The sequence below is a fragment of the Dactylosporangium thailandense genome, assembly GCF_059739745.1.
The window spans coordinates 5,669,948-5,696,142 of the sequence record NZ_AP029195.1 but is presented as its reverse complement, the minus strand read 5'-3'; the positions used below and the strand labels follow the sequence as shown (position 1 = coordinate 5,696,142).

Genomic DNA, 26,195 nt, shown 5'->3' with positions numbered 1-26,195 from the left:
GAAGGGTCTTCATGCCACGCGAAGCGGGACCGGACTTCATCGAGGCTCTCGCGCGCGGTCTGGACGTGGTGCGCTGCTTCCGGCCGGGCCGGCCGGTGATGACCCTCAGCGAGGTCGCCACCGCCACCGGCCTGGCCCGCCCCACGGTCCGGCGGATCCTGCTCACCCTGGAGGAGCTCGGCTACGTCCGCTCGGGGGGTGAGCGCGGTTTCGCGCTCACCCCCCGGGTGCTGGAGCTCGGCATGGCCTACGTCAACGCGCTGTCCGTCTGGGACGTGGCCCGCCCGCACATGGAGCGCCTCGTCGCCGCCACGGGCGAGTCGACGTCCCTGGCCCAGCTCGACGGGTCCGACATCGTGTACGTGGCGCGGGTGGCGGTACCGAAGATCGTCACCCTCGCGGTCAACATCGGCACCCGCTTCCCCGCCCCGGCAACCTCGATGGGCAAGGTCCTCCTGTCCGCCCTCACCCCCGACGAGCTGACCGCCCGGCTGGCCGAGCCGACCCGCTCGGGCATCACCCCGCGCTGGCTCCCGCCGCGCGAGGAGCTCGACGCGGCCCTGCGCGAGGTCCGCACGAAGGGCTGGGCCCTCGCGGACCAGGACCTCGCGCCCGGCATCCGCTCGGTCGCCACCGCCCTGCGCAACGGCGAGGGCCGCGTGGTCGCCGCCATGAACGTGACCGTCCACGCCGCCGAGACGACCGTCGAGCACCTGCTGGAGCACCATCTGCCGCTGCTGCTGCGCGCCGCGGCCGACATCAGCCACGACTGGTCCCTGCTCGACACCGTCCCGCTCGCCACGGCCCCGGCCAGGACCTCCTGACCGGCAACTCAGAATCCAGCGCCGGTCCGGGCGCCGAACACGACCTCGTACACCCCGGCTCGGCCGGCCACCTCGACCGAGTTCCGGCTGACGACGCCGACGACCTCGCCCGGCCATTGGGTGGCTCCTCTCGCCCCGTCGGCGGTCGACCAGCGGATGCCCTCCAGGTCCTCGGCTCGCGCCGGGTCGATCACCGCGAGCCGAAGGTCTGCACCCTCGAAGTCGTTCAGCGTCTCCAGGAACCTGCCAATGCCGCCCAGGAGCCGATCGGCCGCGGCCAGGGACAGTGACCGCTCGGTCGGAGTGGCCGGGCCGTGCTCCCGTACCCGGTCGAGCAGCCGGTCGAGATCCTCTGCGGTCTTGTGCAGGTCGTGCTCGACATTCGAGAGGGCGTGGTGATACGGGTCAGTTGCGTCGAAGCCGAGGGAAACATGCGCCTTGATGTGGATGATGTCGACGGGGTTGTGCGGCGGCTTACGGAGCAGGTCGCTCAGGCGCGCTTCGGCGTACGAATGGCCGGCTTCGGCGCGTTGCCGCAGCTCGTCCACCATGCGCCGTTCGTGCAGCACGTCCACGAGCCGTCCGGCGGCGTACGGATCGCCGGCGTCAGCGAGCGTGGTCAGCTCGTCGATGCGGCCTTCGGCGACGAGCTGCTCGACCAGCTCGGCGTGGGACTCCTCCGGGCTCGTCTCCGTGGATGGATCTCGGCCGACGCCGTTGGCGGCCCGAGTCGCCATAGGCGCCGCAAGCACCGCTGCGGCCGCCATGACGCTGTCGTACCGTCGATCCAGCTCATCCGGCAGCGGGAGCAGCCGGGCGGACGGTTCGGGCGTCGGGAGCGGCCAGGCCAGGAGCTCACGGATGTCGCGGACGATCTCCCGGCTTCGCACCAGGAGCCTGTTCAGGTCCGCGCTACGCACCTGGATGCGATCCGTCGGTGGTGCGGCACGGATTGTGAACAGGTGGACATCGGCCTGACTATCCTTCTTCGCTGGAAGCGGAGTCGGCTGCGGCTCGGACTGGGTGCCGATGATGCCGGCCAGGCCGTGACCGATGCCAAGCCTTGAGGTCAGCGTCCGGACGAGGCCGGCGTGACCGGCTTCGGCGGCCAGCAGACCGTCGCGGCCCTCGCCGAGGCGCAGGTTGTGACGAAGATCGGCGACCAGCGCGGCGTGCGCGTGGTCGGCGGGCGCTGCGACCGGCCCGGGCGACGCCGTGCGGGTGATTGCTCGCAGGCCAGCCTCGACGTCGAGCGCGCGGCCCAGGTCGTCCACCAGCGCCGCGTGGTCGCGGGGATCCGCCGTTCCGGTCGGGTCGGGGCGCTGTGACGTCATCGGTCCTCCCGGTCGTACGCGAGACCGACCGCAAGCCGGGCCTTGCGGAGCAAGGACCGTACCGTCGCGGGTGATTTGCCGAGCTGTGCGGCGATCTCGGTTGGCTGGAAGCCGTCGTAGGTCCAGGCGATGACCTGGCGCTGGGCCATGGGCAGGCGCTTGACCAGGGCGACGAAGTCGTGCCGGGCCTCGATTTCCAGGGCAACGTCGGACTGCAGGATGACCTCGCCCTCGGGCAGCCGCTCAGTTGGCGCCTCCCGCTCGTCGCGCTGGGCCCGGCGCCACCACATGCGCGCAGCGACCTTTCGTACCCACGCCCGAGGGGCATCGAGACTGTCCCACTGCCGGAATGCCTCGGTCATGGCCTCCTGAGCGACGTCGGTCGCCGTCGCGATGGGCACGCCATGGACCGTGAGGAAGGCGACAAGTCTCGGAAAATCGTTCTCGTAGAAGAGGGAGAACTCTGCTTTTCGGGCGGCGAGGCCGGGATCTACGTCCGAAGGATTCGATCTCGGACCGGTGTTTGTGCCGACCTCGAGCCGGTCATCGTCCATGGCCATCCGTGGCCTCCGAATTCGTGTGCGTCATCGGGCGAGCACCTGGTGCAGGGCAGGCGCGCTGATACCGGCAGTGCCAAGCGCGGTGAGCAGGGCCGTCGGCCACGCGCCCTGCTGCAGCAGCACCAGGGCGCTCGCCAGCGTGGCCGTGTACGTCGTGGCGAGGATGATGACCGCCCAGCGCAGCGGCAGCCGGTCGGATGATGAAGGAGGTGCGTCGGACATGATCGGGTGGCCTCTCGGAGAGTGTCGACGGGATTGGGTCGCCCGCCGGACCGCGGTGGCGGTCTCCGAGAGTTAGTGCCGCGATCGTCCGCGATCGTGCACGGGTTCAGCGCAGGGACGCCACCTCGGCGGCGGTGGGGAGGGCGGCTCGCGCGCCCACGGCCGTCGTGGCCAGGGCGCCCGCGGCGCAGGCCAGGCGGGCGGCCTCGTCGAGGTCGTGGCCCGCGTCGAGGGCCCACGCCAGCGCGCCGCAGAAGGCGTCGCCCGCGCCCGTGGTGTCGACCGTGGGCACGTGGTGGCCGGGGATGTCGACGGTGCCGGACGGGCGGTGGATGCGGCACCCGGCCGCGCCGAGGGTGACGACCACGGCCTTCGCGCCCGCGGCCAGCAGGTCCTCCGGCGCGCCGAGCACGGCCAGCTCGTGCTCGTTCGGCACCAGGACGTCCACGAGGGACAGCAGTTCGGGCGGCAACGGTACGGCCGGTGCCGGGTTGAGCACGAACGTCCATCCGCACCGGGCCGCCGCCAGCACCGCGTCCAGCGGCACCTCGAGGCTGGCCAGCAGCACCCCTTCGCCGGTGAGGGCGGGAACATCGGCGGGGGAGAGGTTCGCGTTCGCGCCCGGGACGACCGTGATGGCGTTCTCGCCGGTGTCGTCGACCAGCACGACCGCGAGGCCCGTCGGGGCGGTGTCCCGCACCACGCAGGACAGGTCCACAGAGGACAGTGAGGCCGCGTCGAAGTCGAGGCCCACGCGGGCGATGAGCGCGCACGAGCCGCCCAGCCGCGCGACCGCCGCGGCCTGGTTGCCGCCCTTGCCCCCGTGGCCCGCCGAAGAGCCGGTCGCGATGACGGTCGAGCCGGGCGGGGCGATCCGGGGCACGCGCACGACAAGGTCGGCATTGACCGCCCCAATCACCACGACGCTCACAAACGGGGATCGTACGTGAGGGCGAGCAGCGCCGCGTGGGTCTCGGCGTCCGCGGCCGCGATCAGGCCGCCCGGACCGGGCGTCACGGGGCGGCCGCGCAGGTCGGTCACGACGCAGCCCGCGGCCTCGCACAGGGCGATGCCGGCCGCGAAGTGGACGCTGGCGGCGACGTCGCCGTCGGTGAGGTACGCCGCCCGCCGGCCCGTCGCCACCCAGGCCAGGGCCAGGGTCGTGGACAGGACGCGGGGGCGGAACCGGGCCTCGAACGCCGGGTTCGTGAGCAGGCGGGCGACCCGGATCTCGGGGGCGTTCGGGTACGGCGGGTCCAGGTTCAGGTCGACGAGGGCCGTGTGCGCGGAGGGGTGGAGGGGGCCCTGTGCGGAGTACACCTGCCGGGAAAACGGATCGCAGACGGCGGCGGCGACGGTGCGACCGGCGTCGCGCAGGGCGACGTTGACCGCCACCGCCATCGTGCCCGAGGCGAAGTTCAGGGTGCCGCAGAGCGGGTCCACGAGCCAGGTCCGGCCGGTGGATGCGGGTCCGCTGTGGCCGCTCTCCTCGCCGAGGACCGCGTCGCCGGGGCGGGCGGCGCGCAGGACGGCGAGGATCGCGGCCTCGGCCTCCAGGTCCGCCGCGGTCGCGAAGTCCCCGCCGCCCTTGTCGACGCGGGCCAGGTCGTCGCCGAAGCGGGAGCGCACCACGGCGGCCCCCGCCTCGGCCGCGGTCACCGCGAGCTCATGATCGCTCAGCATCCGGCGAGTGTACGGTCGCGGGCCCCCGAGCCTGAACGCCGCGCACCGGCCGGGCGCCGAACCGGATCAGCGGCCCGGCGCCCGGACTCTGACCTCCTGCAGGAACCAGCCGTTGCCGTCCGGGTCGCTGAACGCGGCGAACGAGCCGTAGTCGCCGCGGGCCGGATGCGGACCGGGCACCCGGCCCTCGGTGCCGGCGTGGTGGAAGACCCCGCCGGCGTCGTGGAACGGCTCGCTGACGTCCACGCCGCGCTCGGCGAGCTCGGCCCGGGCCTTCTCGATGTCCTTCACGACGAGGTGCAGCCCCTGCGCGGAGCCGGGCGCGGCGGTGGTGAGCCGGTCCCCGAAGATGACCGAGGCCTCCGACCCGGGCGGCGTCAGCTGGACCACCCGCAGCCCGTCGGGCGCCGGGAAGTCGGCATCGAGCCGCCATCCCAGCCCCGTGTAGAACGCCTTGGCGCGGTCGACGTCGGCCACCGGGAGCACCACTACCTCGAGTTTCATGTCCACGCGGCCACGATCCCGCGCCGGGGGTGCCCGCGCCGCGTGGACGGTCGCGGGCTCGCCCCGCAACTCCCCCCGAGGCTAGAGGCCGAGCTCGTTGAAGAGGTACAGCCAGATCTCGCTGCGCGTCGGGAACGCGGGGATGGCGTGGCGCAGGCGGCCGAGCGGCACCTCACCCACCACCGCGATCGTCGCCGCGTGCAGGAAGTCCGCGACCTCCGAGCCGGTGATCGTGGCCCCGACGATGACCTGGCGCTCCTCGTCGATCACGAACCGGCTCGTGCCGCGGGCGCCGTTGCCGTAGTAGGAGCCGCCCGCGTTGCCCGACGTCGGCAGGTCGACCACGCGCACGGTGATGCCGGCGGCGCGGGCCGACTCGGTGGTGTGCCCGACCGCGGCCACCTGCGGGTCGGTGAAGATGACGCGCGGGGCGCCGCTGCCGTCGGCCAGGTGGGTCGCGGCCATCGGCCGGCCGAGGATGTGCCCGGAGGCCAGCGCGGCCTGGTACTTCGCCATGTGCGTGAACAGCGCCCGGCCGTTGAGGTCGCCGACGACGTACAGCCAGTCGTGGCCCGGCACCCGCGTGTGCTCGTCGACGGTGACGTACCCGTTCTCGGCGAGCCCCACCGAGGAGAGCCCGAGCCCGCTCGTCTCCGGCACCCGCCCGGTCGCCACGAGCAGCTCGTCGCCGGTCGCGGTGGTGCCGTCGCCGAGGGTCACCACGACCGTCTCGCCGTCACGGCGCACCGCGGTCGCCTTCTGCGCGGTGCGGATGTCCACGCCCTGTTCGCGCAGCGACGCCGTGACCTGCTCGCACGCGAACTCCTCCTCGCGGGGCAGCAGCCGCCGCTCGCCCTCGATGAGCGTCACCTTCGAACCCAGGGAGACGTACGCCTGCGAGAGCTCCGCCCCGACCACCCCGCCGCCGAGCACCACCAGCCGCCCCGGCAGCGTCTTCGCGGTCGTGGCCTCCCGGTTGGTCCACGGCCGCGCCTCGGCGAGCCCCTCGATCGGCGGCATCGCCGGCGCGGTTCCGCCCGCGAGGATCACCGCCCGGCGCGCGACCAGCGCGGTGTCGCCGACGACGACCCGCCGCTCCCCGTCGAGGCGCCCCCGCCCGCGGAACAGGGTGATGCCCCGCTCCTGCAGCCACGGCAGCTGCCCGGCGTCGTCGAGGTTGCCGATGAGCTCGTCGCGGCGGCGCAGCACCGCGGATGCGTCCAGCGGCCCGGTGACCGCCTCCCGCACGCCCGGCACGCGGCGCACCTCGGCCAGCAGCTCACCCGGGCGCAGCAGGGCCTTCGACGGGATGCAGGCCCAGTACGAGCACTCCCCGCCGACCTTGCGATCCTCGACGATCGCCACGTCGAGCCCGGCCTCGGCGAGCCGCCCGGCCGCGACCTCGCCGCCGGGTCCCGCTCCCACGACCACGACGTCGAAGCTGTGTTCCTGCATCACGGTTCCCTTCGCGTTCGCCTCCTCGGTATCTCGACCGTACGCGCAGGGGTTGCGGGGTTGCGCAGGGGCGGAACAATGCGGGTGTCGGTTCTTACAGGGGAGGCACCCGGTGCACGTTCAGGACTATCTGTCCGCCATCGTCTTCGGCGCCGTCATCGGCGTCGTGGCGCGCATCATCCTGCCCGGCCGCCAGTCCATCGGCATCATCCTGACCACCCTGATCGGCATGGGCGCCGCGGTGGCCGGCACGTGGGCCGCGGACCGGTGGGACCTGCACAGCGACAAGCACTTCACGGTCGCCGGGCACAACTACGACTGGCTGGTCGTCGGTGTCCAGGTCGGCATCGCCGTCGTCGGTGTCGGCGTCGCCGCCGCCCTGACCAGCGTCTTCCGCTCGGACGACCGGCACCACCACCACGACCGCTACGACTACGACCGGTAGCCTCAGCGCTCGTTGAGCAGCCGGGCCAGGTGGGCCTGGTCCTCCAGGATCGCGGTGATGCGCGTCTGGACCGCGTCCATCTGGCCGATCGTGTCGCTCGTGGTGTGGATGCCGGCCGAGACCGAGCGGGCGCTGCCCTGAATCCCGGCGATCTGCTCGGCCACCTTCTGCGTCGCCGCCGCCGTCTCGCGGGCCAGGTCCTTCACCTCGCCCGCGACGACCGCGAAGCCCTTGCCGACGTCGCCAGCCCGGGCCGCCTCGATCGTGGCGTTCAGGGCGAGCAGGTTGGTCTGGTCCGCGATCGAAGAGATGATCTTGATGACGTCGCCGATCGCCGCCGACGCCCGCCCGAGCGCGTCGACCTCGCCCGTCATCGTCGAGGCGCGGCTCACCGCCTCCTGGGCCACCCCGGTCGCGTCGCTGCTCGCCTCCCGCAGCCGGGCGATCGAGTCCAGCAGCATCCGGCCGTTGCGCTCCGCGGCCTCCCCGGCCCGCACGATGTCCAGCCGCTGGGAGACCAACTGCTGGACGTTGCGCAGCGCCGAGGCCCGCGACTCGCTCAGTGAGATCCGCTCCGTGGTGAAGAAGTCCATGGTGCCGACCACGCGGCCGCCCGACTGGATCGGGAAGCAGACACCGGAGCGCACCCCGGCCCGCTGCGCCGCCGGCGCCCGCACGCAGTCGGTCAGCTCGGCGAGGTCGGCCACGAACACCAGGTCGCGCGCCCTCCACGCCCGGCCCGACAGGCCCACGCCCTCGGCGAACGTGGCCGCGAGCGTCACCTCGCGGAACTCCGGCCCGGCCGAGCCGGACTCGTAGCGGAACGCGAGGACCGGGCCGGAGCCGCGGTCCTCGATCTCCCAGTACGACCCGTAGGCCCACCCGAACGAGCTGCGCACCTTGTCCAGGGCCGCCCGGATCGCCGCCTGGCTGTCGCTGGAGTGCCCGAGCGCGGTCACCACCTCGGTCACCGCCGCGCGGTCCTTCGCGTCCTGGCGCAGCTCGGCCGCCGCGAGGACCTGGCTGCGCGCGAGCTCGGCGATGCGCAGGATCGCGTTCCACTTCTGCGTCCTCGGTTCGTCGACGTGGAAGCGGTACGGCGAGTAGTACTCGAACACCGCGACCACGCGCCCGTCCCGCACGACGGGCACGACCGAGGCCGCGACCATCCCGGCCCGCACCGCCTCCGCCGCCCGCGGGCAGTCCCGCACCTCGGTCAGGTCGCCGGCGTAGATCGCCTGCCGGCTCTGGTACGCGCGCATGACCAGTCCCGTCGGGGCCGCCCGCACCTGGTCGACCACCGGCCCGGTCGCGAACCCGATCGCCAGCGCGCCGCCGGGCCCGGCCGGCAGCCAGACCGCGCCGTACTCGTAGCCGTACGAGCGCACCAGCGACTCGACGGTGATCCGCCAGGTGCTCGCCTCGTCGGCCGCCCCGCTGAGCGCGGTGACGAGCTCCTCGAGCGCCTCGACGTCCCGCGGCGCCGGCTCCTGGCGGGCCGGTGATTCCGAACGCGACAACAGCCTCACGCCAGGCCATCGTCACTCGGGAGCGCTTCTGTAGCCATTCGGTTCGCATATGGAACTTCCAGGAAAACGGACATGACCCGCCGATTCGCCTAGACCGTCGAAAACCCTGCGCGATTGGGCGGGCGGCAGCGATGTGATCGACAACGGTCGCGCCGGTGCGGGACGCGTGGGTGCCGGAACCGCTACCGTGTGCGCCATGGCAACGATCGGTGACGTGGCGAAGCAGGCGGGAGTCTCCCCGAGCACGGTCTCGTATGTCCTCAGCGGCAAGCGGACCATCTCGGAGGAGACCCGCGCGCGGGTCCTCGCCGCGATCGAGGTGCTCGGCTACCACCCGCACGCCGGGGCACGGGCGCTGGCCAGCAACCGGTCCAACGTGATCGCGCTGATCATGCCGCTCTACACCGGCCTGTACGTGCCGATCCTCATGCAGTTCGTGATCTCCGTGGTGACCGCGGCGCGCCGCTTCGACCACGACGTGCTGCTGCTCACCCAGGACGAGGGGGAGAAGGGGCTGGAGCGGGTGGCCGCGAGCTCCCTCGCCGACGGGCTCATCGTCATGGACATCGAGGAGCACGACCCCCGCCTGCCGCGGCTGCGCACCCTCGGCCGGCCGTCGGTGCTCATCGGCTTCCCGGCCGACGGGACCGGTCTGACCTGCATCGACCTCGACTTCGCGGCGGCCGGGGCGCGGTGCGTGGACCACCTTGCCGACCTCGGGCACCGGTGCGTGGCGCTGGTCGGGTCGCCGCCGGAGGTGTACGAGCGCGGCCTCGGCTTCGCCCGCCGCACCGCCGACGGGTTCCACGAGGCCCTGCGCCGCCGGGGACTCACCGGGTCGACGGTGCCGTGCGAGCCGTCCCCGGACGCCGTGCACGCCGTGGCGGAGTCGCTGCTGGCGCGCCATCCGGACCTCACGGCGGTCGTGGTGCACAACGAGCCGGCGGTACCGCTGCTGCTGGACGCCTTCGCCGCGCTCGGCCGGTCCGTCCCGCACGACGTGTCGGTGGTGGCCATCGGCCCGGACGACCTCGCCGAGCGGTCCAAGCCCCGGCTCACGTCGGTCGGCATCCCGGCGGAGGAGATCGGCCGGCGCGCGGTGGAGCTGGTCGCGGCGAAGCTCGACGGCCGCCCCGTCCCGGATGCGACGCTGGTCGAGCCGGTGCTGGTGCCGCGGGACAGCGCGGGTCCGACCCGCTGAGGGGACAACCCGCAAGAGCATGATCCGGTACCGTGTGCGACCGCCCCACGTCCGCAAGCCCACCGGAGCTGAGCCGTTACATGTCCGAACTCTCCTGCCGCATCTGTCACCGCTCGCCCGCCGCGAACGTCCGCTTCCACGGCCACCAGGGCATGCTGGTCCTGATGCGCTTCAGCCGCCTCGACGGCCCCTTCTGCCGCGACTGCGGGCTGGCCGCCTACCGCGACCTGAGCGCCGCCACGATGGTGCGCGGCTGGTGGGGCGTCTTCTCGCTGTTCGCCACCGCGGGCGTGCTCGTGCTCAACACGGCGCGCCGCGGCCGGGTGGCGGCGCTGCCGGAGCCGCAGCGGGAGCGCAACGAGCACACCCTGGACCCCGGCAAGCCGCTGCTGGACCGCACCGCCGCCTACGGGCTGCTGGTGCCCGCCCTGCTGCTCGTCTTCGTCGGCTGGTCCCTGGTCAACGGCGGGTGAGCCGAAGCCCCTGGGTCGCCGCGCGGCCGGTCAGGCCAGGTACTGGGCGACGGTGATCGACCGCTGGCGGGCCAGCAGCTCCGAGATGCCCTCGGCGGTGAGCGGCTCGGCGAGGTGGTAGCCCTGGCCGAGGGTGTAGCCGAGCTCGCGCAGCACCGCGGCCTGCTCGGCGCTCTCCACGCCCTCGGCCACCGTGTCCAGGCCGAGGGCCCGGGCCAGCTGGATCACCGCGCGGGCGACCGCCTGGCGGGCGTCGGCCGCCGCGGGCTGGCCGTCGTCGATCTCGATGCCGTCCACGAAGGACTTGTCCAGCTTCACGATGGCGGCCGGGAAGGCGCGCAGCAGGCTCAGCGAGGACTCGCCGGTGCCGAAGTCGTCGAGGGCGAGCCGGACGCCGAGCCGGTCGAGCTCGTGCAGGGTGCGCGACACCTGCTGGCCGCGCAGGACCGCCGACTCGGTCACCTCCAGCACCAGGTGCTCGCACGGCAGGCCGGTGTCGGCCAGGGCGGCGGTCACGTCGGCGACGAAGTCGGGGTCGTGCAGCTGGCGCGCGGAGACGTTCAGGCCCGCCTCAAGCAGGCTGCCGGGGCCGAACTCGGCGCGCCAGCGGGCCGCCTGGCGGCAGGTCTCGCGCAGCACGAACAGGCCCAGCGGCACGATGAGGCCGGTGCGCTCGGCGGCCGCGATGAACTCGGCCGGGCTGATCACGCCGCGGGCCGGGTGGTGCCAGCGCACGAGGGCCTCGACGCCGACGACGCGGAGGTCGGCGAGGCGCAGGATCGGCTGGTACACCACCCGGAACTCGTCGTTGTCCAGTGCCCGGCGCAGCTCCCCGCCGAGCTGCATGTGGGCCAGCACCGGCTCGCCCATGCCGTCGACGTACCGCACGAACCCGGCCTTGCCCCGCTGCTTGGCCGTGTACATGGCCACGTCGGCGTCGCGCAGCACCGAGTCGACGGTCGCCCTGATCGGCTGGTCGGGCCCGGCCGTCGCGATGCCGATGCTGGCCTGCACGAGCAGCCGGTGCGCGCTGATCGGCTGGTCCAGCGCGGCCAGCAGCCGCCGGGCGAGGCCCTCGGGGTCGGTGCCGGCCCCGGTGAGCAGCACCGCGAACTCGTCGCCGCCGACGCGCACCGGCAGGCCGTCCGCGCCGACCTCGGCCCGCAGCAGCCGGGCGACGGAGACCAGCAGCTCGTCGCCGACGCCGTGGCCGAGCAGGTCGTTGACGGTCTTGAAGTCGTCGAGGTCGACGAGCAGCACGTGGGCGGGCTCGGCCGCGGCCAGGGCGGCGGCGATCCGGTCGCGGAACAGCGCCCGGTTGGCCAGGCCGGTGAGCCCGTCGTGGCTGACCTCGTACTGCAGCCGCTCCTCCTGCACCCGCGTGCTGTGCAGCAGCCGGGCGTTCTCCCGGAACGCGAGGTACTGCCGCAGCGTCACCAGCACCGTGACGAGCACCGCGGCGAGCAGCACCACGCGGCTCGGCCAGCTCAGCGGCGCGCCGAGCGCGACGGCCACGAGCGGCACGTCGGCCGCGGCCACGGCGAGGTAGGGCAGCAGCACCCCGCTGCGGCCGCGGGCGCGGCGCAGGCCGAGGTCGGCCCGCACCTGGGCGAGGACGGCGAGGGTGGCCAGCAGCGGGGTCAGCGGCATCACGATCGCCTGGGCGGGCACGCTGCCGGCCGCGCCGAGCCGGACCGCGAGCACGGTGACGATCGCGGCGGTGACCCCGCCGGCGGCCGCCATGAGCCGGATGGCGTCGCGGTCGACGGGCCCGCCGGCGACGTAGGAGACCTTGGTGGCCGCGCCGACCGCGACGAGGAGCCCGAGCCCGGTGAGCACCATCGCCTGCGGGCTCCACGGCTCCGCGGCCCCGATCATGGGGGCCAGCCCGGCGTACCAGAGCACGACCGCGCAGCCGAGGAACCCGATGGTGCGGTCCAGCAGCATCCGCCACCACTCGACGCCCTCGGCGGCGACGACGGGCACCCGGATCATGGCCCAGATGGCGACGAGGAACCCGATCGCGGCGCAGGCGGCGGCCGGCACCGGCATGGGGTGGGTCCGGGCCTCGGTGTAGTGCACGAGGATGTCGACGGCGAACCAGGCGTACCCGAACGAGATGAGCGCGACGGCGGCGAGCATGGTGCGCCAGAACCGGCGCGCGACCGGCTGGAGGTCGCCGGTGCGCACCAGCCGGGCGACGCTCGCGGTGGCGAACACGCCACCCAGCGGGGCGAAGACGTAGGCGATCGCCTCGGTGCCGGCACCCACGGTCAGGTGGGCCACACACCACACGGTGCCGAGGGCGGCAACCACGGCGTCGGCGAGCACATAGCGCCGGGCCTCCCGCGTCACGGATGGAACGATAGCGTGCCGGTTGCGTACCGGATCTCACCCGAACGTTCCGTTTCCGGCCAGCGCATCAGCGCCGAATGGGCGGGCCTCCCGTCGATGCCTGCGCGGGGCCGCCCGCCGGCGCGGCGGCCGGCCGCGGGCGGGACCACCACTGGGCGAGGGCCACCGCGGCGAGCACGAGCAGCGCGCCGGCGAGGGCGAACCACACACTGATCTCCGTCTTCCTGTGCTGCAGGGTCACCTGGCTGGGCAGGTCGCGCAGCACGTCGCCGAGGGCCTTGGCGTTGTCGGCCTTGAAGTACTTGGCCCCGGTCATCTCCGCGACCTTGGTCAGGGTCGGCTCGTCCATGTCCTGGAACCGCCCGCGGCCGCCGAAGCCGAACCCGCCGCCGCCCGGCCCGCCGCGGAAGCTCTGGTTGCCGCTGATCTGGTTGCTGGAGCACACCATCGGCGAGGGCTGGTCGGTGCCGAAGCCGATGGTGAAGACCCGCAGACGGCGGGCGGCGGCCTGCTCGGCGGCGGTGATCGGGTCCACGCCGTCGGTGTTGCGCCCGTCGGTGAGGATGACGATCGTGTCGGGCTCGTAGTCGCCGCCGCCCGGCCCGCCGCCGGTGCCGCCGTTGTCGGGGACCTCGACGCCGGTCGGGGGCACGTCGGGGTTGATCTCGGCGATCGCGTCGATCGAGGCGAGGATGGCCAGGCCGATGGCGGTACCGCGGGAGGTCCGCAGCCCGTCGATGGCCTTGGCGAGCTTGTCCTTCTCGGTGGTCGGCGGCACCAGCAGGCCCGCGGTGCCGGAGAAGGCGACCAGGCCGATCTTCGCGCCGCCCTCGTGCTCGGCGATGAACTCCTTGGCCGCCGCCTGCGCGGCGGTCAGCCGGTTCGGGTCGACGTCGGTGGAGCACATCGAGCCGGAGACGTCGATGGCCAGCAGGATGGTCGCGGCGTCGTCGGGCACGAGCACCGACGCCTGTGGCCGGGCGGCGGCCGTGCCGGCGAAGAGGATGCCGACGGCGAGCAGGGCGAGCGGGACGCGCCGGCGCCACGAGGAGCGGCCGGGCAGCGCGGCGCGCACGAGGGCCACGCTGGACAGGGTCACGGCCACCTTGCGGCGCCGGCGGCGGCTCCACCAGCGGTAGGCCAGCAGCAGCGGGAACGCCAGCAGGATCGCGAGGGCCCACGGCCAGGTCAGCGACATCAGAGGATCCGTCCGAACCAGGTGGTCATCAGTATGCCCCCGATGGTGAGCAGCAGCACCGCGATCGCCGCGGCCGCCCCGGTCAGCTCGACCGGCTTGCGCTCGGTGGTCAGCCGCAGGTCCAGCGACTGGTACACGTCGTGCAGCGCCTGCGCGTTCTCGGCGCGGTGGTAGTTGCCGGCCGTGGTCTGCGCGATCTGGGTGAGCAGGTCCTCGTTGAGCGACGTCGCCACCTGGTAGCCCTCGACCTCGACGGTCGCGCCCTCGACGGTGCCGACGCCGACGGTCTCGATGCGCACCCCCGCCTTCGCGGCCAGGCTCGCCGCCGCGAGGGCGTCGGGGCCGCCGGTGTCCTCGCCGTCGGAGAGCACGACGATCGTGGCGTTGCCGAAGTACCCGATGTCGGGCGCCGCCTCGCCCGTGTCCTCGTTCGGCAGGCTCACCGGCTTGCCGACGACGACCGTCAGCGAGGCGAGGATCGCCTGGCCCAGCGAGGTGCCCCCGTTGACCTGCAGGCGCTTGATCGCGGCGGTGGTCGCGTCGTGGTCGTCGGAGGGCTGCTGGGTGGTGAGCGCGCCCTGGTCGAAGGCGACGATGCCGATCTTCACGGTGTCGGGCTGGGCCGCGACGAACTCGGTCGCCGCGGACTTGGCGGCCGCGAGCCGGCTGGGCTGCACGTCGTCGGCCTTCATGCTGTTGGACACGTCGAAGGCGAGGATGACGGTGCCGGCGGCGCGCGCGACGGGCAGCGTGGCGGCGGGGCGGGCGACGGCGAGCAGCAGCAGGGCCGCCGCGGTGAGGAACATGACCTGCGGCAGGTGCCGCCGCAGCGCCGACCCGGCCCGCAGCGCGGCGGGGCGGCGGCGGTGCATCCGGAAGTACACGATGAACAGCGCGACGGTCACGACCACCGCGACGGCCACGAGGACCGGGTATTCGAACGTCATCGGCGCCTGCGCTTGGTGTCGCGGACCATGGCGACCAGCGCCTGCAGCGGGTCCTCGTCGGTGCTGACCACGTGCCCGCGCACCCCCGAGCGGCGCATGGCCTCGGCCACGCCGGCCTCGCGCGCGTCGACCTCGGCCCGCAGCCGCAGCCGGAACTGCGGGTCGCCGGTGTCGACGAGGATCTGCTCGCCGGTCTCGGCGTCCTCGACGACCACGAGCCCGAGGTCGGGCAGGTCCAGCTCGATCGGGTCGACGACCCGGATCGCGATCACCTCGTGGCGGAACGTGAGCCGGGTCAGCTCCGGCTCCCAGCCCTCGCCGATGAAGTCGGAGATGACGAACACGAGGCTTCTGCGCCGCGCGGTCGACGCGGCGAGGCGCAGCATGGCGGCCAGGTCGGTCGCGCCCCGCTCGGGGCCGCGGGCGGAGGCCTTGGCGATCTCATGAGCCAACCGCAGCACGTGTACCCGTCCGGCGTGCGGCGGCAGCACGAGCTGTTTCGCGTTGTCGTACAGGATCGCGCCGACCCGGTTGCCGCCGTAGGTGAGCAGCCGGGCCAGGCTGACGGCGAGCTCGGTGAGCGTCGCGTCCTTGCCGTTCTCGGCCGTACTCACGCGCATCGAGGCCGAGAGGTCCAGCACCAGCCAGGCCGTGAGCTCGCGGTCCTCGGTGTACTGGCGCACGAACGGCTCGTCGAGGCGCGCGGTCACGTTCCAGTCGATGTGCCGGACGTCGTCCTCGGCGGTGTACTCGCGCAGGTCGGCGAAGTCGATCCCGGTGCCGCGGAAGACCGTGCGGTACGACCCCTGCAACTGCCCGTCGAGGCGGCGCAGGATCTGCCACTCCAGGCGGCGCAGCAGGCGATCCTCGGCCGTGGTCATGCGCTCAGCGGCTTCCGTTGCGCGCCGGGGTCGGGGCGGGCACGGCGACCGCGGCGAGCACCCGGGCCACGACCATGTCCGGGGTGACGTCGTCGGAGAGGGCCTCGTAGGACAGCACGAGCCGGTGGCGCAGCACGTCCGGGGCGAGCTCGTGCAGGTCCTCGGGCACCACGTAGTCGCGGCCGCGGATGAACGCCAGCGCCCGCGCGGCCAGCACCAGGTTGATCGAGGCGCGCGGGCTGGCCCCGAAGGTGACGTAGCGGGTCAGGTCGCCGAGCCCGACGTCGGCCGGGTTGCGGGTCGCGTTCGTGAGCCGCACCGAGTACTCGATCAGCGACGGGTCGACGTAGACCTCGTCGACCTGGCGCTGCATCTCGACGAGCCGGTCGGGGTCCACGACGGCCTGGGTGACGGCCTCGGGCAGGATGGCCCGCTCGACGATCACGAACTCCTCGGTCGGGCTCGGGTACCCCACCAGGACCTTCATCATGAACCGGTCGACCTGCGCCTCGGGCAGCGCGTAGGTGCCCTCGGACTCGATCGGGTTCTGGGTGGCCATGACCAGGAACGGCTTGGGGATCCGGTGGGTCTCCCGGCCGATGGTGACCTGCCGCTCCTGCATCGTCTCCAGCAGGGCGCTCTGCACCTTGGCCGGGGCCCGGTTGATCTCGTCGGCGAGCAGCAGGTTGGTGAAGACGGGGCCGAGGCTCACCTGGAACTCGCCGGAGGGCTGGTGGTACACCCGCGTCCCGACGATGTCCGCGGGCACCAAATCCGGGGTGAACTGCACCCGGTGGAACTGCCCGCCGATGGCCGCCGCGAGGGCCTTCACGGCGAGGGTCTTGGCCAGGCCGGGGACGCCCTCGACGAGGATGTGGCCGCGGCTGAGCAGGGCGACCATGAGCCGCTCGAGAAGCCCGTCCTGCCCGACGATGGTCTTGCGGACCTCGTAGAGCACCTGCTCGACGGCGGTCGCGTTCGGAACGTCCATGCTCTTCCTTACCGTCATTGTTCCGGTCCTGGTTCACCGGCCCGGTCGAGCCCGGGGCCGCGCCGATAGGCGCCGATCTTCCTTGCCGTCATTGCTCTGGTCCTGGTTCACCGGCCCGGTCGAGCCCGGGGCCGCGCCGATGGGCGCCGATCTTCCTTGCCGTCATTGCTCCGGTCCTGGTTCACCGGGCCCCGTCGAGCCCAGGGCCGCGCCGATGGGCACCGCGAAGCCGACGCCGACGAACGTGCCGGCCGAGGTGGGGTTGGCCAGCGCCACCACGATGCCGATGACCTCGCCCTTCGCGTTGACCAGCGGCCCGCCGGAGCTGCCCGGGTTCACGGCCGCGTCGAACTGGATGAGCCCCGTGAGCTTCGTGCCGTCCGGGTTGGCCGCGGCCCGGTTGAGCCCCGAGATCACGCCGGTGGTGGTGCTGCTGGTCAGGCCGAGCTGGTTGCCGATGGCCACGACGTCGTTGCCGACCGCGATCCGCCCGGAGTTGCCCAGCACGGCCGGGACGAGCACGTCGGGCAGGGTCGCCGGGGTGAGCGTCGCGATGTCGAGCTCCGCGTTCGACCCGGCGACCTGCGCGGCCGACTCGGTGCCGTCGGCGAACCGGACCTTGATCGCCGTGCCGCCCTTGACCACGTGGAACGCGGTCAGGATGGTGCCGGTCGCGTTGGCGACGACGCCGGTGCCGGTCGCGCCCCCGTCCGGCAGCGTCGTCTCGATGGTCACCACGGACGGCGCGACGGCCTGGTAGATCTGCGCCGTGGTGGGCGGTCCGGACGCGCTGGGGGAGGCCGCGGCCGAGGGCCTGGTCGCGGCGGGCGCCGCGCCCTCGCCGCCGGCCCGGAACGCGAGGATGCCGGTCGCGACGATGGCGAGCACGACAACGCCGACGCCGATGCCCAGGTCACGCCGGGTGAGCGCCACCGGTGCCCGGCTGCTCTTGCCGTCCGGCTCTGGGTGCGGATTCGGGTCCGGGTCCGGGCTGCTCGGTTTCGGTCTGGGCCATCCCGCGGGTGCGGGTTTCGCGGGCTCGGGCTGTTTGGGGCCGGGTTCCGCGATGATCGTCACCTCGGGGCCGGCCCACTGCTGCTCGGGCTTCCCGGCTGGGCGCATGGGCCAAAGATAGCCTCGGTACCTCGGAGAACGGTAAGAGTGCGCTTGGCCGTTGCGGCCTAGTGTCGTGCACATGGTTCGTGTTCCGGACGGGTTCGCGTTCGTGGTGGAGCGGGTGGGAAAGTACTCGCGGACCCTGCCGCCGGGCCGGCACTTGCTCGTGCCGGGGGTGGATCGGGTTCGGGCCCGGGTCGATCTGCGCTTTCGGCCGCTGGCGTTCCGGCCGCAGCCCGTTTCGACGTCGGACGGTTTGCGGGTGGAGGCCGCGGCCACGGTGTGGTGCCGGGTGGTCGATCCGGTGCGGGCGACCTACGAGATCTCCGACTATGTCAACGGACTCGAGCAGCTGACGGCTACCGTCTTGCGGGCCGCGTGCGCCGAGCTGACGCGGCCGGACGCCCTCGCGTCGCGCTTCGACCTGAATCGGCGGCTGGCGGGGGAGCTGTCGGGGGTCGTCGGGCGCTGGGGCGTGGAGGTCGGCAAGACGGAGATCACGGTGCTGCGGCCGTCGGATCGTTAGCGCCTTCGGTTTTGCCGCTGGGCGTTGCCACCACCTTCGTTCGCCGCCGGCGCTGCGGTCTCGCTTGTGGCCTGCGCTGCGGGCCTGCCCTGCGGTCTCGCTTGCCGCTGGCGTTGGCGTCTCGCTTGCCGCCTGCGCTGCCATCTTCGTCCGCCGCCTTCGTCCGCCGCCTTCGTCCGCCGCCTTCGTCCGCCGCCTTCGTCCGCCGCCTTCGTCCGCCGCCTTCGTCCGCCGCCTTCGTCCGCCGCCTGCGTCCGCCGCCTGCGTTGCGGTCTCGCTTGCCGCCCGTGTTGCCGCCGTCGTTGCTGTCGCCGCTCTGCGGGTTCGCTTGTCCGGGGGCGCTGCCGCCTCGACGTCGGGAGCCGAGTGTCAAAATCGGACAAGCGCCGGCGAGGCCCCCGTCCGGTGATTACTGAATTATCGGATTGCCGGTAATCAGTAATCGGTAATTCGGCGAGCGTCACAGAGCGTGCATCCGCGGCCGGGATGGTCTGACCTGGCCGCCTTCAAGCAGATTGTCCCGGCACCACGAGCGGGCCCGTGTGCGGCCGATCACTGAGCGAATCCGCGGCGGGGGAGCGCTCGCGAGGGAGGATGGACCGGTGGCGGAGCTGATGCGGGTGGATCTGGGCGAGGTCGAGTACGTCGAGGCCGTCGAGGCGATGCGAGGCTGGGTCACGGAGCGTCAGGCCGGCGCCGCCCCGGACCGGCTGTTTCTGCTCACGCACCCGCCGGTCGTCACGTACGGGCGGCACACCGCGCTCTCCGACCTCCCGCAGGACGGATCACTGCCCGTCATCGAGGTCGACCGCGGCGGGCACGCGACCTATCACGGGCCGGGTCAGCTCGTCGGCTACCTGGTCATGAACCTGCGCGACGGCGGCCCTGGCGATGTCGTGCGCTGGCTCGAGCTCGCGCTCATCGAGGCGCTCGGGGATCTCGGGTTCGCGGCGGTGCGCCGGGACACGCCGAAGGGCGCGGACAGCCTCGTCGGGGTGTGGACGCCCGAGCACCACAAGATCGTGTCGATCGGGATGCGTATCCGGGGTGGCGTCACGAGTCATGGGTTTGCCATCAATGTCGACTCGGATCTCGGGGTGTACGAGCGGTTCGTGGCCTGCCGGCTTGATGGGGTGACGATGACGTCGCTGCGGAAGATGGCCGAGGATGCCGGGGTCGCGGTGCCGGGCATGGGGTGGGTGCGGGACGCGGTTGCCCGGCGGCTCGGGGCCACCGTCGGTGCGGCTTCCGCTCCGAGCGCCGGGGCGGCGTAGCCGAGGCGCGGTCGGTGGCCGGCCTGCTCCGCTCTGAGCGCTGGGACGGTGTAGTCGAGGTGTGGCCGGTGGTGGCCCAGTCCGCTTTGAGTGCGTGGGTGGCGTGGGTGATGCGCGGTCGGTGGCACGCCTGAGCAGTCGAGCGTGTGCGGGGCGGTCGAGCGATCAGAAACGGCCACTACACGACCAACGCGGGGCGCCGCCGTCGTGGGAGTCGGAGATCAGCTGCCCGTGGGCGCGACGCTGGGCATGCCACGGGCTGAAGGCTCGGATGGCGACGCCTGGGCGAACAGCGCGGGGCGCCGCCGTCGTGGGAGTCGGAGATCGGCTATCCGTGGGCGCGACGCTGGGCATGCCACGGGCTGAAGGCTTGAACGGCGACGCCTGTGCGAAAGCGGGCGAATGCCCCGGCGGGCGAAAAATGCGGATATGTCGTGGCGCGGAGCGCCCGACATATCCAGCATCCAGCCGCACCCCGCGAAATGGAGATCTGGAAGTTTCTCGATCAGACCCCGCCGCACCAGCACCAATTCGATCGACTGTTGACAATCACCCCGAGAGTTCGTAACTTGCCAGTCGAAGCGCTTCGATACGATTTCGACAAACCCCATCGGAAGCCGCGAAGACGCACCAGTGAACGAGACCGACTGCGCACCGCAACCGCGCGCGGCGACACCCCCCGCCGCGTCACACCCTTCCAATCAGGAGCAGACGTGTTCACGCGCATCCGCAGCGCCGCTGTAGCCGCGGCGGCCATGCTCGCCATCGCCGGCTCGCTCACCGCCTGTGGTGGTGACGACGCCCAGGGCGATGGGAAGACCCTGAAACTCTGGCACTACGAGGGCGCGTCGAGCGCCATGGGCATTGCCTGGGCCGAGGCCATCAAGCTGTTCGAGGCCGCCCACCCCGGCGTCAAGGTCACGTTCGAGGAGAAGAGCTTCGAGCAGATCCGCCAGAGTGCCAGCATGATCCTCAACTCCAACGACGCGCCGGACGTCATGGAGTACAACAAGGGCAACGCCAGCGCCGGCCTGCTCTCGAAGCAGGGGCTGCTCACCGACCTTACCGCCGAGGCCGACCAGCGCGGCTGGAGCAAGACGCTCTCGCCCGGCCTCGCGACGACCGCGAAGTACGACACCCGCGGCGTGATGGGCAGCGGGAAGTGGTTCGGCGTGCCCAACTACGCCGAATACGTGATGGTCTACTACAACAAGGACCTCTTCGCGAAGTACAACATCCAGGTTCCCACGACGCTCGAGCAGCTCGAGACCGCGATGTCCACGTTCAAGGGCAACGGCGTCACGCCGATCAGCCTCGGCGGCGCCGAGTACCCGGCCCAGCAGATCCTGTACTCGCTCGCCCTGTCGAAGGCGTCCCGCTCCTGGGTCGAGGACTACCAGCTGTACAAGAACAGGGTCGACTTCCACGGTCCGGAGTGGACGTACGCGGCGAACACGTTCAGCGACTGGGTGTCGAAGGGCTTCATCGACAAGAGCTCGGCCGGCATCAAGGCCGAGGACATGGGCCAGGCGTGGGAGCAGCAGAAGTTTCCGATCATGATCTCCGGCAGCTGGTGGTACGGCCGGGTGGTCAAGGAGGCCTCGTTCCAGTGGGGCACGTTCCTGTTCCCGGGCAGCAAGCTCTACCCGGGCTCGAGCGGCAACCTGTGGGTCGTGCCGGCCAAGGCGAAGAACAAGAAGCTGGCGTACGACTTCATCGACATCACGATGAAGCCCGAGATCCAGAACCTGCTGGGCAACTCCGGCGGCATCCCCGTCGCCGCCGAGACCGACAAGATCACGGATGCCAAGAGCAAGGAGCTGATCGCCAACTACGAGACCATCGCCAAGCAGGACGGCCTCGCCTTCTACCCGGACTGGCCGGCCCCCGGCTACTACGACGTGCTCGTGGCCGGCGGGCAGAAGCTCATCAACGGCTCGGCCAAGCCGGACGCGGTGCTCGACGAGATCGCCAAGCCGTACAACGACAACTTGGCGAACGTCGGCAAGTGATGAGCCGCCGCAAGGGCTACTGGCCGTTCCTGGTTCCGGGTCTCCTGCTGTGCACGCTCGTGGTGGCGGTACCGCTGCTCATGACGGTGGGCACGAGCTTCACGCAGTGGTCCGGCGTGGGCACCCCGCGCTGGGCCGGCCTGGCCAACTACGACCGGTTGCTGCACGACGACAGGTTCTGGAAGTCCTTCGAGAACATCGCGTTCATGATCGTCGCGATGGCGGTGGTACCGACCCTGCTGGGCCTGTTCCTCGCCGCCCTGTTGTTCGACTACGTCGCGCCGCGCCTGGGTGGCCGCACCGCCCGGGCGCTGCGCTCCGGCTTCTACCTGCCCCAGGTGCTGCCGCTCGCCGTCACCGGCATCGTGTGGGGCTGGATCCTGCACCCGAACTACGGCGTGCTCAACTCCATCCTGGACAAGGCGGGCCTGGGCTCGCTGGCGCGCAACTGGCTCGGCGACGAGCACTACGCGCTGTACACCGTCATGGCCGTCATGGTCTGGGTGCAGATCGGCTACCCGGTGGTCATGTTCATGGCCGGGCTGCAACGGGTCGACCCCGAGCTGTACGAGGCCGCCTCCCTCGACGGCGCCGGCTGGTGGCAGCGCTTCACCCGCATCGCGCTGTTCCAGATCCGGCCGGAGATCGGCGTCGTGCTCATCACCACGACGATCGCCGCGCTGAAGATCTTCGCCCAGATCTTCGTGCTCACCGGCGGCGGCCCCGGCAACGCGACCCTGGTGCCCTCGTACTTCGCGTGGCAGAACTACTTCCAGAACGCCAACGTCGGCTACGCCTCGGCCATCTCCACCGTCCTCGCGGTGCTGATCGTCGGGCTGACGTTCGCGTTCATCCGGGTGCAGCGATGAGGAGGTACCTCGTGCTCGCCGCGCTGCTCGTCGTCGTCCTGCTCGTCGTGGCGCCCTTCGCGCTGATCCTGCTCAACGCGGTCAAGACGCCGCAGGACTACGCCGCCGTCGGGCCCCTCGGCCTGCCGACCCACATCTCGTTCGCGGGCATCAAGGCGTTCTGGATTCGCGCCGACTTCGGGCAGGTGCTCGTCAACAGCGCCGTCATCGCCGGCTCCGTGGCCGTGCTGGGCGTCGGCTTCTCGCTGCTCAACGCCTACGCGCTCGGCATCGGCCGGGTCCGCGGCCGCCGCTGGTTCCTGGCCGCCTTCCTGGTGGCCAACCTCGTACCGCAGGAAAGCCTCATCTACCCGCTCTACCACATCGCCACACAGATCGACTTGTACGACTCCCAGATCACGATGATCATCATCTTCACCGCGATCCAGAGCGCGTTCGGCACCTTCCTGCTCTCCTCGGTGCTCGCGGAGTTCCCGCCGGAGCTGCTGGACGCGGCCGCGATGGACGGCGCCGGCCGGCTGCGCACCCTGGTGCGCGTCGTCGCCCCGGTCAGCCGCCCGACCCTCGCGGTGCTGTTCACGTTCTTCTTCATCTGGACGTGGAACGAGCTGTTCATCCCGCTCGTCTTCCTCGTCTCCAACAGCAACCAGACCGTGCCGCTCGCGCTCGCCCTGCTGCAGGGCGAACACGACCTCGACGCGACCGCGACGAGCGCCTCCGCGCTGCTGGGCATCCTGCCCGCGGTGCTGTTCTTCCTCGTCTTCCAGCGCACCCTGACCCGGGGTGTCACGGCGGGCGCGGTCAAGTGAAAACCCAAATGGAGCCCGCATGAAGTTCACCGACGGGTACTGGCAGCTGCGCCCCGGCGTCGAGCCGCAGTACCCCGTGCACGTCCGCGACGTCGAGGTCCGCGCCGACCGGCTCACGGTCTACGCGCCGGCCAAGCGCATCGTGGAGCGCGGCGACACGCTCAACATGCCGCTGCTGACCGTGCGGTGCACGGCCCCGGCCCCGGACGTGATCGCCGTGCGCGTCACCCGGTACGCCGGCGGCGTCGACCGCGGCCCGCACTTCCGCATCGAGGCCGACCCCGCCGCCTCGCCGAAGGTGACCCGCGACGAGGAGTACGCCACGTTCACCTCCGGTGAGCTGTCCGCCCGCTTCGCCCTCGGCGACGAGTGGCGGCTGGAGTTCACGGCCGGTGGCCGGGTGCTCACCACCAGCCCGCGCAAGGCGATGGCGGCACTGTCCACCGGGGACGGTCACTTCCTGCGCGAGCAGCTCGAGCTCGGCGTCGGCGAGACCGTCTACGGCCTCGGCGAGCGCTTCGGCCCGCTGGTGAAGAACGGCCAGACCGTCGACGTGTGGAACGCCGACGGCGGCACCAGCAGCGAGCAGGCGTACAAGAACGTGCCGTTCTACGTCACCAGCGGCGGCTACGGCGTGTTCGTCAACGATCCGGGCCCGGTCTCGTTCGAGGTCGGTTCCGAGGCGGTGTCGCGGGTGCAGTTCTCGGTGCCGGGGCAGGTGCTGGAGTACTTCGTGATCTACGGCCCGACCCCGAAGGACGTGCTGCGCAAGTACACCGCGCTGACTGGCCGCCCGGCACTGCCGCCCGCGTGGTCGTTCGGGCTGTGGCTGTCCACCTCGTTCACCACGAACTACGACGAGGCCACCGTCACGTCCATTGTGGAGGGCATGGAGCAGCGCGGCCTGCCGCTGTCGGTGTTCCACTTCGACACGTTCTGGATGCGCGAGTTCCACTGGTGCGACTTCGAGTGGGACCCGGAGACGTTCCCGGACCCGGCCGGCATGCTCGCCCGGCTCAAGGCCAGAGGGCTGCGGATCTGTGTGTGGATCAATCCGTACATCGCGCAGCGCTCCGCCCTGTTCGCCGAGGGGGCCGCGAACGGGTACCTGGTCACGTACCCCGGCGGGGACGTCTGGCAGTGGGACCGCTGGCAGGCCGGCATGGGCCTGGTCGACTTCACCAACCCGGAGGCGAAGGCCTGGTACCAGGCGAAACTCCGCGGCCTGCTCGACCTCGGCGTGGACGCGTTCAAGTCGGACTTCGGCGAGCGCATCCCCACCGACGTGGTCTGGCACGACGGCTCCGACCCGGTGCGGATGCACAACTACTACACGCACCTGTACAACGAGGCCGTCTTCGACGTCCTGCGCGAGCACCGCGGCGACGGCGAGGCCGTGCTCTTCGCCCGCTCGGCGACCGCCGGCGGCCAGCAGTTCCCGGTGCACTGGGGCGGCGACTGCTCCTCCACCTTCCCGTCGATGGCGGAGAGCCTGCGCGGCGGGCTGTCACTGGCGATGTCCGGGTTCGGCTTCTGGAGCCACGACATCGGCGGCTTCGAGGGCACCCCGGATCCGGCCGTGTTCATCCGCTGGATCCCGTTCGGGCTGCTGTCCTCGCACAGCCGCCTGCACGGCAGCGGGTCCTACCGGGTGCCGTGGCTGTTCGGCGACGAGGCGGTCGCCGTGCTCGGCGAGTTCACCCGGCTCAAGGCGCGGCTCATGCCGTACCTGTTCGCGGCCGCCGTCACCGCCCACCGCGAGGGCGTGCCGATGATGCGGCCGATGGCGCTGGAGTTCCCCGACGACCCGGCCTGCTCGCACCTGGACCGGCAGTTCATGCTCGGCGGCTGCGTCCTCGTCGCCCCGGTGTTCAGCGCCGGCGGCGACACCACGTTCTACCTGCCCGCGGGCCGCTGGACGGACCTGCGCGGCGGGGAGGTGCTGACCGGGCCGGGCTGGGTCAGCCGCCGGTACGGGATCGGCGACCTGCCGGTGCTCGTCCGGCCCGGCTCGGTCATCGCACTGGGGGCGCGCGACGACCGCCCCGACTACGAGTACGCCGACGGGGTGACCCTGCGCGTCTTCGAGCTCGAGGACGGCGCGGCCACGACCGTCGAGGTCCCGACCCCGCAGGGCCGGCCCGCCGCCACGTTCACCGTGCGCCGGGCCGGGACCGTCGTCGAGGTGCGCCGCGGCGGGAGCGCGGCGCCCTGGCGGGTGCAGCTGGCCGGCGTCGACACGGTGGCGGCCGTGGACGCCGGCCGGCTGGCTCCCGCGGACACGGACACGGACACGGACACAGACACGGTGTCGGCCGGCGTCGTCATCGAGGCGGACGCCGACGTCGAGCAGGTGATCGTCCGCCTCCCATAGGCCTTCTCGCTCCGCGGGTGGAACCGGGGCCGGCGCTCACGTGTGGGGTGGCGCCGGCCCTGTTCACCAGGGCTCACTCCGGGCTCACTCCAGGTCTACCCGAGTTCACCCCAGCCATCGCCGGATGCCGTCGAACGTGCCCGGGCCGTAGTCGCTCGTCACGCCGGCCGCCAGATCCGCGATGGTCACGTCCCGCAGCGCCCCTCGCCAGGCCTCGTCGGCGGCGATCATCGCGCGATGCACGGGGCACGGGACCGCGCACGCCTCGGCCGGGGTGGCCAGGGGGCCGCGCTGGCGGATCTCGGTACAGGTGAAGGCCGGGGCGGCACCGTCGACCGCCTCGACCACGTCCAGCACCGTGATGTTCGCCGGATCCCGGGTCAGCGCGTAGCCGCCGGCGTGGCCCTGCACCGAATGGACGATCCCGGCGCGGGCCAGGCTCTGCAGCTGCTTGGCCAGGTAGCTGCCGGAGACGTCGTGCAGCTCGGCCAGGCGGGCGGCGGGCACCGGCCCGGCGGCCGCGGTCAGGACCACGCAGCAGTGCAGCGCCCACTCGACTCCACCCGACATCTTCACCCGGCCATCCTACTTGACTCGGACATGATGTATCCGG

Annotated in this window: 25 protein-coding genes; 10 read left to right on the top strand and 15 right to left on the bottom strand. The window is 72.2% G+C overall.

Annotated elements, in window-relative coordinates; translation table 11 throughout:
* The first annotated feature begins 11 nt into the window (after nt 1-11).
* A complete protein-coding gene (locus AC6JBM_RS24865; RefSeq protein WP_497985973.1) occupies nt 12-824 on the top strand; it encodes an IclR family transcriptional regulator domain-containing protein in 813 nt (270 codons plus the stop codon).
* Between the two features lie 8 nt (nt 825-832).
* On the opposite strand, the gene AC6JBM_RS24860 is transcribed toward AC6JBM_RS24865, so the two are convergent.
* The 7 genes from AC6JBM_RS24860 to AC6JBM_RS24830 form a co-directional block, all read right to left on the bottom strand.
* Nucleotides 833-2,158, bottom strand: a complete 1,326-nt coding sequence (locus AC6JBM_RS24860; protein ID WP_497985972.1) for a hypothetical protein — start codon at nt 2,156-2,158, stop codon at nt 833-835.
* Complete coding sequence (locus tag AC6JBM_RS24855; RefSeq protein WP_497985971.1) at nt 2,155-2,718, bottom strand: RNA polymerase sigma factor; 564 nt, start codon at nt 2,716-2,718, stop codon at nt 2,155-2,157. The genes AC6JBM_RS24860 and AC6JBM_RS24855 overlap by 4 nt, the downstream gene beginning before the upstream one ends.
* A gap of 24 nt (nt 2,719-2,742) precedes the next feature.
* Entirely contained in the window at nt 2,743-2,940 is a 198-nt protein-coding gene (locus AC6JBM_RS24850) for a hypothetical protein (protein ID WP_497985970.1), read from the bottom strand.
* 106 nt (nt 2,941-3,046) lie between these two features.
* Nucleotides 3,047-3,871, bottom strand: a complete 825-nt coding sequence (locus AC6JBM_RS24845) for a ribokinase (RefSeq protein ID WP_497985969.1) — start codon at nt 3,869-3,871, stop codon at nt 3,047-3,049.
* Nucleotides 3,868-4,623: an inositol monophosphatase family protein gene (locus AC6JBM_RS24840; RefSeq protein ID WP_497985968.1), complete on the bottom strand. Its 756-nt coding sequence runs from the start codon at nt 4,621-4,623 to the stop codon at nt 3,868-3,870. Before AC6JBM_RS24840 ends, AC6JBM_RS24845 begins: the two co-directional genes overlap by 4 nt.
* 66 nt (nt 4,624-4,689) lie before the next feature.
* Nucleotides 4,690-5,127 (bottom strand): VOC family protein, encoded by a 438-nt coding sequence (locus AC6JBM_RS24835; protein WP_497985967.1) that lies wholly within the window; start codon nt 5,125-5,127, stop codon nt 4,690-4,692.
* 81 nt (nt 5,128-5,208) lie between these two features.
* Nucleotides 5,209-6,582, bottom strand: coding sequence for a dihydrolipoyl dehydrogenase family protein (locus AC6JBM_RS24830; RefSeq protein ID WP_497985966.1), 1,374 nt, complete (start codon nt 6,580-6,582; stop codon nt 5,209-5,211).
* Nucleotides 6,583-6,694: 112 nt separating this feature from the next.
* Between AC6JBM_RS24830 and AC6JBM_RS24825 the strand changes: the two genes are divergently transcribed.
* Complete coding sequence (locus AC6JBM_RS24825; protein WP_433606530.1) at nt 6,695-7,027, top strand: GlsB/YeaQ/YmgE family stress response membrane protein; 333 nt, start codon at nt 6,695-6,697, stop codon at nt 7,025-7,027.
* Nucleotides 7,028-7,029: 2 nt separating this feature from the next.
* On the opposite strand, the gene AC6JBM_RS24820 is transcribed toward AC6JBM_RS24825, so the two are convergent.
* Nucleotides 7,030-8,556 (bottom strand): methyl-accepting chemotaxis protein, encoded by a 1,527-nt coding sequence (locus AC6JBM_RS24820; protein WP_497985965.1) that lies wholly within the window; start codon nt 8,554-8,556, stop codon nt 7,030-7,032.
* A gap of 196 nt (nt 8,557-8,752) precedes the next feature.
* Between AC6JBM_RS24820 and AC6JBM_RS24815 the strand changes: the two genes are divergently transcribed.
* Both AC6JBM_RS24815 and AC6JBM_RS24810 read left to right on the top strand, forming a co-directional pair.
* Complete coding sequence (locus AC6JBM_RS24815; RefSeq protein ID WP_497985964.1) at nt 8,753-9,757, top strand: LacI family DNA-binding transcriptional regulator; 1,005 nt, start codon at nt 8,753-8,755, stop codon at nt 9,755-9,757.
* 80 nt (nt 9,758-9,837) lie between these two features.
* The gene (locus AC6JBM_RS24810) at nt 9,838-10,230 is read left to right on the top strand and encodes a hypothetical protein (RefSeq protein WP_497985963.1); all 393 of its coding nucleotides are present in this window, start codon (nt 9,838-9,840) and stop codon (nt 10,228-10,230) included.
* Between the two features lie 30 nt (nt 10,231-10,260).
* Here AC6JBM_RS24810 and AC6JBM_RS24805 read toward each other — a convergent pair whose 3' ends face one another.
* The 6 genes from AC6JBM_RS24805 to AC6JBM_RS24780 form a co-directional block, all read right to left on the bottom strand.
* Nucleotides 10,261-12,585 (bottom strand): putative bifunctional diguanylate cyclase/phosphodiesterase, encoded by a 2,325-nt coding sequence (locus AC6JBM_RS24805; protein ID WP_497985962.1) that lies wholly within the window; start codon nt 12,583-12,585, stop codon nt 10,261-10,263.
* 67 nt (nt 12,586-12,652) lie between these two features.
* A complete protein-coding gene (locus AC6JBM_RS24800; RefSeq protein WP_497985961.1) occupies nt 12,653-13,783 on the bottom strand; it encodes a VWA domain-containing protein in 1,131 nt (376 codons plus the stop codon).
* Nucleotides 13,783-14,730 (bottom strand): vWA domain-containing protein, encoded by a 948-nt coding sequence (locus tag AC6JBM_RS24795; RefSeq protein WP_497985960.1) that lies wholly within the window; start codon nt 14,728-14,730, stop codon nt 13,783-13,785. The genes AC6JBM_RS24800 and AC6JBM_RS24795 overlap by 1 nt, the downstream gene beginning before the upstream one ends.
* Nucleotides 14,727-15,611 (bottom strand): DUF58 domain-containing protein, encoded by an 885-nt coding sequence (locus AC6JBM_RS24790; protein ID WP_350614719.1) that lies wholly within the window; start codon nt 15,609-15,611, stop codon nt 14,727-14,729. The genes AC6JBM_RS24795 and AC6JBM_RS24790 overlap by 4 nt, the downstream gene beginning before the upstream one ends.
* 4 nt (nt 15,612-15,615) lie before the next feature.
* A complete protein-coding gene (locus tag AC6JBM_RS24785) occupies nt 15,616-16,602 on the bottom strand; it encodes an AAA family ATPase (protein ID WP_497985959.1) in 987 nt (328 codons plus the stop codon).
* A gap of 162 nt (nt 16,603-16,764) precedes the next feature.
* Nucleotides 16,765-17,724 carry a S1C family serine protease gene (locus AC6JBM_RS24780; protein ID WP_497985958.1) on the bottom strand — a complete coding sequence of 320 codons (960 nt, stop codon included), beginning with the start codon at nt 17,722-17,724 and terminating at the stop codon, nt 16,765-16,767.
* 73 nt (nt 17,725-17,797) lie between these two features.
* On the opposite strand from AC6JBM_RS24780, the gene AC6JBM_RS24775 reads away from it, so the two are divergent.
* The 6 genes from AC6JBM_RS24775 (at nt 17,798) to yicI (ending at nt 25,582) form a co-directional block, all read left to right on the top strand.
* Entirely contained in the window at nt 17,798-18,244 is a 447-nt protein-coding gene (locus AC6JBM_RS24775; protein ID WP_497985957.1) for an SPFH domain-containing protein, read from the top strand.
* A gap of 602 nt (nt 18,245-18,846) precedes the next feature.
* Entirely contained in the window at nt 18,847-19,518 is a 672-nt protein-coding gene (gene lipB, locus AC6JBM_RS24770) for a lipoyl(octanoyl) transferase LipB (protein ID WP_497985956.1), read from the top strand.
* 713 nt (nt 19,519-20,231) lie between these two features.
* Nucleotides 20,232-21,530, top strand: a complete 1,299-nt coding sequence (locus tag AC6JBM_RS24765) for an ABC transporter substrate-binding protein (RefSeq protein WP_497985955.1) — start codon at nt 20,232-20,234, stop codon at nt 21,528-21,530.
* Complete coding sequence (locus AC6JBM_RS24760; protein ID WP_497985954.1) at nt 21,530-22,399, top strand: carbohydrate ABC transporter permease; 870 nt, start codon at nt 21,530-21,532, stop codon at nt 22,397-22,399. The genes AC6JBM_RS24765 and AC6JBM_RS24760 overlap by 1 nt, the downstream gene beginning before the upstream one ends.
* Nucleotides 22,396-23,208, top strand: a complete 813-nt coding sequence (locus AC6JBM_RS24755; RefSeq protein ID WP_497985953.1) for a carbohydrate ABC transporter permease — start codon at nt 22,396-22,398, stop codon at nt 23,206-23,208. Before AC6JBM_RS24760 ends, AC6JBM_RS24755 begins: the two co-directional genes overlap by 4 nt.
* A gap of 19 nt (nt 23,209-23,227) precedes the next feature.
* Nucleotides 23,228-25,582 (top strand): alpha-xylosidase, encoded by a 2,355-nt coding sequence (gene yicI / locus AC6JBM_RS24750; RefSeq protein WP_497985952.1) that lies wholly within the window; start codon nt 23,228-23,230, stop codon nt 25,580-25,582.
* Nucleotides 25,583-25,687: 105 nt separating this feature from the next.
* Here the strand turns inward: yicI and AC6JBM_RS24745 are convergent, their stop codons facing one another.
* Nucleotides 25,688-26,152, bottom strand: coding sequence for an RrF2 family transcriptional regulator (locus AC6JBM_RS24745; RefSeq protein ID WP_497986522.1), 465 nt, complete (start codon nt 26,150-26,152; stop codon nt 25,688-25,690).
* Nucleotides 26,153-26,195: the final 43 nt, after the last annotated feature.